The organism is Paraliobacillus sp. JSM ZJ581, assembly GCF_044383835.1.
Lineage (GTDB): Bacteria > Bacillota > Bacilli > Bacillales > Amphibacillaceae > Paraliobacillus.
In genome coordinates this window covers 1-5,089 of record NZ_JBISEP010000049.1, presented here as the reverse complement: position 1 = coordinate 5,089, position 5,089 = coordinate 1, and the positions used below count along the sequence as shown (strand labels likewise).

4 protein-coding genes are annotated in these 5,089 nt (G+C 37.0%); 2 read left to right on the top strand and 2 right to left on the bottom strand.

From position 1 onward, the window contains the following. Positions 1–713: hypothetical protein (locus ACH6CY_RS15375; protein ID WP_374068193.1), on the bottom strand; the 713-nt coding region annotated here is incomplete at its 3' end. 156 nt (positions 714–869) lie between these two features. Continuing rightward, positions 870–1,037 (bottom strand): hypothetical protein, encoded by a 168-nt coding sequence (locus ACH6CY_RS15370; protein ID WP_374068192.1) that lies wholly within the window; start codon positions 1,035–1,037, stop codon positions 870–872. Between the two features lie 234 nt (positions 1,038–1,271). Between ACH6CY_RS15370 and secA the strand changes: the two genes are divergently transcribed. Both secA and prfB read left to right on the top strand, forming a co-directional pair. Next, the gene (gene secA / locus ACH6CY_RS15365) at positions 1,272–3,779 is read left to right on the top strand and encodes a preprotein translocase subunit SecA (protein ID WP_374068191.1); all 2,508 of its coding nucleotides are present in this window, start codon (positions 1,272–1,274) and stop codon (positions 3,777–3,779) included. 85 nt (positions 3,780–3,864) lie between these two features. Then, positions 3,865–4,966, top strand: a protein-coding gene (prfB, locus tag ACH6CY_RS15360) for a peptide chain release factor 2 (RefSeq protein ID WP_374068190.1) whose coding sequence is annotated in 2 segments (ribosomal slippage) — positions 3,865–3,936 and positions 3,938–4,966 — 1,101 coding nt in all. Because the reading frame shifts where the segments join, the coding sequence is not laid out codon by codon here. Positions 4,967–5,089: the final 123 nt, after the last annotated feature.

The following is a 5,089-nucleotide window of genomic DNA, read 5'->3' as shown; positions in this document are numbered from 1 at the left end:
AAAAATATCGGCGCACACGCAAAAATATCGGCGCACACGCAAAAATATCGGCGCACACGCAAAAATATCGGCGCACAATCCTCACGTAGGGTGCTCAAACAATATTCTCTTGCTTTATTTTCTCCACGGGCATTGAGATTTAATCCAGCTAGTAATCTTTTCACTATGGAGTCGGATTGAACACACAAAAAACGTCGTGCTTCTTCATTTCGAATTGTTTCCTTATAGATTAATGCGTAATCTATTAATGCCTGCTTGTGCGCTAATTTATCTTTTGTTCCACACATTGGGAAAATCCAAGTTCGTTTCTCACGATTCATCATCGATTTTTTACAACCTGTGCACCAAACACCATTACGAATGTGACCGTTAGAAAGATGATATTTTTGACGAAAATGTAACCGATAATCTGTGTGATGTCTATCTAAGAAGTGTGCTAATTCTCCTAGCTTCATAGTGTTTAATTTATTTTTTGTTGGGTAATGTGAAAGTTCTCTGATCAGACTGGGTAGTTGTTCGCTCGTAATCATATTATTACGAGATAGACCAATGTTCAGATTTACTTTAGGATGAGTAAAACAAACAATAGTGTGAATTGGAACTTGTGGAAATCGATATTCATGGAGAAATTTTTTCAAATGGATAACTTGTTCGTTAATTTGAGTTTGTGGGTTTTGGAACACTTCGCTCACTCCATCAACGGAACGAACCAATTGTTCTGCCTGATTAAATGTAATTGTTCCTTTAATATTTTTTGCTTCAAGTTAGATAGTGGGCGTTTGGAGTTAATAACAACGCATCGAGTTGAAAAGCGTTATTCGTTGCAGGAAGTCGGAGGCCGTACAGTAGAATAGATTCTGAGATTTCAATTAAATAAAAAAATAATTCAAGCTTAATTCCCCTAGGTAACCAGCTTGTTCTTTCCTTAATAATACCTCTGCATATTCATAGTGCTGAGTAGCTTGATGCAGCCTTGGCAAGAGTGCTTCTAATTCCAACAATTTTACTGATTTCGTTACTGGTCGATACACCTGCATTTATCTACCTCGTCTCTTTTTCATCTTACGTTCAGTATAAAGTTTTAATAAAAAATATACAAGTTATCCTTTCATAAGACAAACAAACCCACATCACTAAATTTCTTGCTTCTACCCCTGTTTCTTCTGCCACTATGCTTGTTTTTGCCAAATGCTAGTGTTATGATTAATGATAGCCTAAACGTAAAGTATAACAAAAGAAGTAATGTATTTTATTAATAAGGAGCTTATAAAATGCGTGGATTATTAAAAAAAGTATTTGACGGAAATCAACGTCAACTGAATCAACTTCAAAAAATAGTAGATCAAATAGAAGCATTAGAAAATGACTATGAAAAATTATCTGACGATGCGTTAAAAGCAAAAACAGAAGAATTTAAACAACGTTATCAAGATGGCGAACAGTTAGATGACTTACTCGTTGAAGCTTATGCAGTTGTTCGTGAAGGCGCGAAACGTGTATTACATATGCGTCCTTTTTCAGTTCAGTTGCTAGGTGCTGTTGCTTTGCATGATGGTAATATTGCAGAAATGAAGACTGGTGAAGGGAAAACCCTTGCATCAACTATGCCTGCTTATTTAAATGCATTATCAGGCAAAGGCGTACACATTATCACTGTTAACGAATACTTAGCCAGCCGTGATGCAGAAGAAATGGGAAAGCTTTATGAATTTTTAGGTTTGACTGTTGGTTTAAATCGAAATGACATGACTAAAGAAGAAAAGCGAGATGCATACTTAGCTGATATTACGTACGGTACAAATAATGAATTTGGATTCGATTATTTACGCGATAATATGGTGCTGTATAAAGAACAAATGGTACAACGCCCATTACCATTTGCGATCATTGATGAGGTAGACTCGATTTTAATTGATGAAGCTAGAACACCATTAATTATTTCTGGTTCAGCGAGAAAATCAGCAAGTTTATACCAACAAGCAAACTCCTTCGTTCGTACGTTACAAAATGAAGCAGATTATACTTATGATGAAAAAACAAAAGGGGTTCAATTAACAGAAGAAGGCATTAATAAAGCAGAGCGATTTTTTAGTGTAGAAAACTTGTTTGATTTAAACCATGTGACTTTAACGCATCATATTAATCAAGCATTAAAAGCCCATGTGACCATGCATCGTGATATGGATTATGTGATTGAAGAAGCTCAGGTCGTTATTGTTGACCAATTCACTGGTCGTTTAATGAAAGGGAGAAGATATAGTGATGGCCTGCATCAAGCAATTGAAGCGAAGGAAGGCTTGCAAATACAAAATGAAAGTATGACACTTGCTTCGATTACTTTCCAAAACTTTTTCCGCATGTATGAAAAACTAGCTGGTATGACTGGTACTGCTAAAACAGAAGAAGAAGAATTTAGAAATATTTACAATATGGATGTTATTGCTATACCAACGAATCGTCCAATTGTACGTGACGATAAACCTGACTTAATCTTTAAAACAATGAATGGAAAATTTCAAGCTGTTGTTGAAGATATTAAAAAAAGATATCATGCAGGGCAACCTGTTCTTGTAGGGACAGTAGCAGTAGAAACATCTGAGTTGATTTCGAAGTTGCTTAAAAAATCTGGTGTCAAACATAATGTATTAAACGCGAAAAATCACTATCGAGAAGCGGAAATTATTGAAAATGCCGGTCAGACGGGTGCTGTCACGATTGCTACGAACATGGCTGGTCGTGGAACAGATATTAAACTTGGTGAAGGTGTCAAAGAACTTGGCGGTTTAGCTGTCATTGGTACCGAGCGCCATGAGTCCCGTCGGATTGATAACCAGCTCCGAGGTCGTTCAGGTCGTCAAGGTGATCCCGGGGTGACACAGTTTTACTTATCAATGGAAGATGAATTAATGCGCCGCTTCGGTTCTGATAATATGCGTGCGATGATGGATCGATTTGGCATGGATGATGCACAACCGATTGAAAGTAAAGTAGTTTCTCGTGCTGTAGAATCTGCACAAAAACGTGTCGAAGGAAATAACTTTGATGCACGTAAAACGATTCTGTCTTATGATGATGTATTGCGCCAACAACGTGAAATTATTTATAAACAACGTTTCGATGTGATTGATTCTGATAATTTGCGTGAAATTATTGAACAAATGATTCAGACCGTCATAGAAACAACTGTTCGTGCACATACCCAAGAAGAGGATCCCGAAAAGTGGGATACAAGTGCAGTGATTGAATATGTACACGCGAATGTAGTTGAAGAAAAATATCTAGTAGAATCAGATTTAAAAAATAAAGAGCCTGATCAAATGATTGATCTTATTATGACTAAAGTTCGTGAAAAATATGATCAAAAAGAGCAAGAGTTAACATCAGAGCAAATGCGAGAGTTTGAGAAAGTGATTGTCTTGCGTACAGTTGATACGAAATGGATGGATCACATTGATCAAATGGATCAGCTCCGCCAAGGTATTCATTTACGTGCTTATGGGCAAAACGACCCGTTGCGTGAGTATCAAATGGAAGGCTTCTCGATGTTTGAAGCAATGGTTGAATCGATTAACGAAGAGGTTACCCGTTACGTGATGAAAGCCCAAGTCCGTGATAATTTACAACGCCAAGAAGTTGCGAAAAACGCTACAGCTGTTTCTGGAGATGAAAATAAAAAAGAAAAGAAAAAACAACCTTTCGTTAAAGCAGATAATGTTGGACGAAATGACCCATGCCCGTGTGGTAGTGGGAAAAAATACAAACATTGTCATGGAAAATAAATGATTAAATAGACACTTCTATTATAAGAAGTGTCTTGTCTTTCCAAATGAATGATAAAATAAATGATTTTGAGGTGAATGAGAAATGGAGTTATCAGAAATCAAGCAAGAATTAGAAAAAATGGCTAATCGATTAGCGGACTTTAGGGGGTCTCTTTGACCTAGAAGAAAAGCGGGCAAGAATTGCAGAATTAGAAGAAGAAATGACTGTCCCAGATTTTTGGGAACAGCAACAAACAGCCCAAAAAGTAATCAATGAATTGAACGGGTTGAAAGACTTAGTTCATACGTTTGATGAACAGGAAGAAGCATTAGAAAATTTAGAAGTTTCCTATGAGCTAGTAAAAGAAGAAGATGACCAAGAATTACGCGCAGAATTAGAGCCTGAAGTCCAAGCGTTAACAGAAGCATTGAATCAATTTGAGCTATTTATGCTTCTAAGTGAGGCCTATGATAAAAATAATGCGATATTAGAATTACATCCGGGTGCTGGAGGAACAGAATCACAAGATTGGGCCAGTATGCTACTAAGGATGTATACACGTTGGGCCGAATCAAAAAACTTTAAAGTAGAAACATTAGACTATCTTCCAGGAGACGAAGCCGGTGTAAAAAGTGTGACACTATTGATTAAAGGTCATAACGCATATGGATACTTAAAAGCGGAAAAAGGAGTGCATCGTTTAGTGCGGATTTCTCCGTTTGACTCTTCAGGGAGACGTCATACCTCTTTTGTATCATGTGACGTAATGCCAGAATTAGATGATGATATAGATGTGGCTATCAACACAGAGGATTTGAAAATAGATACGTATCGTTCGAGTGGTGCAGGTGGTCAGCACGTGAATACAACAGATTCAGCTGTTCGAATTACACACTTGCCAACGAATACTGTAGTGACGTGTCAATCAGAGCGTTCACAAATAAAAAACCGTGACCAAGCGATGAAAATGTTAAAAGCAAAGCTATATCAATTAGAAATAGAAAAACAACGAGAAGCGTTAGATGAAATACGAGGAGAACAAAAAGAAATTGGTTGGGGAAGTCAAATTCGTTCTTATGTTTTCCATCCATATTCCATGGTTAAAGACCATCGAACAAACGAAGAAACGGGAAACACACAGGCGGTAATGGACGGTGAAATTGATCCATTTATAGACGCATATTTACGCTCGTTAATGAATTAACAAAAGGTGTTGTAGGTCATATTGATCTGCAGCATTTTTTATTTTATGGTTCTACGTCAAATCACGTTGGTGAGTCAGAATAGTCAACTGAATTATTTTATGTTCGCGTCCTAAAGTAGCTAA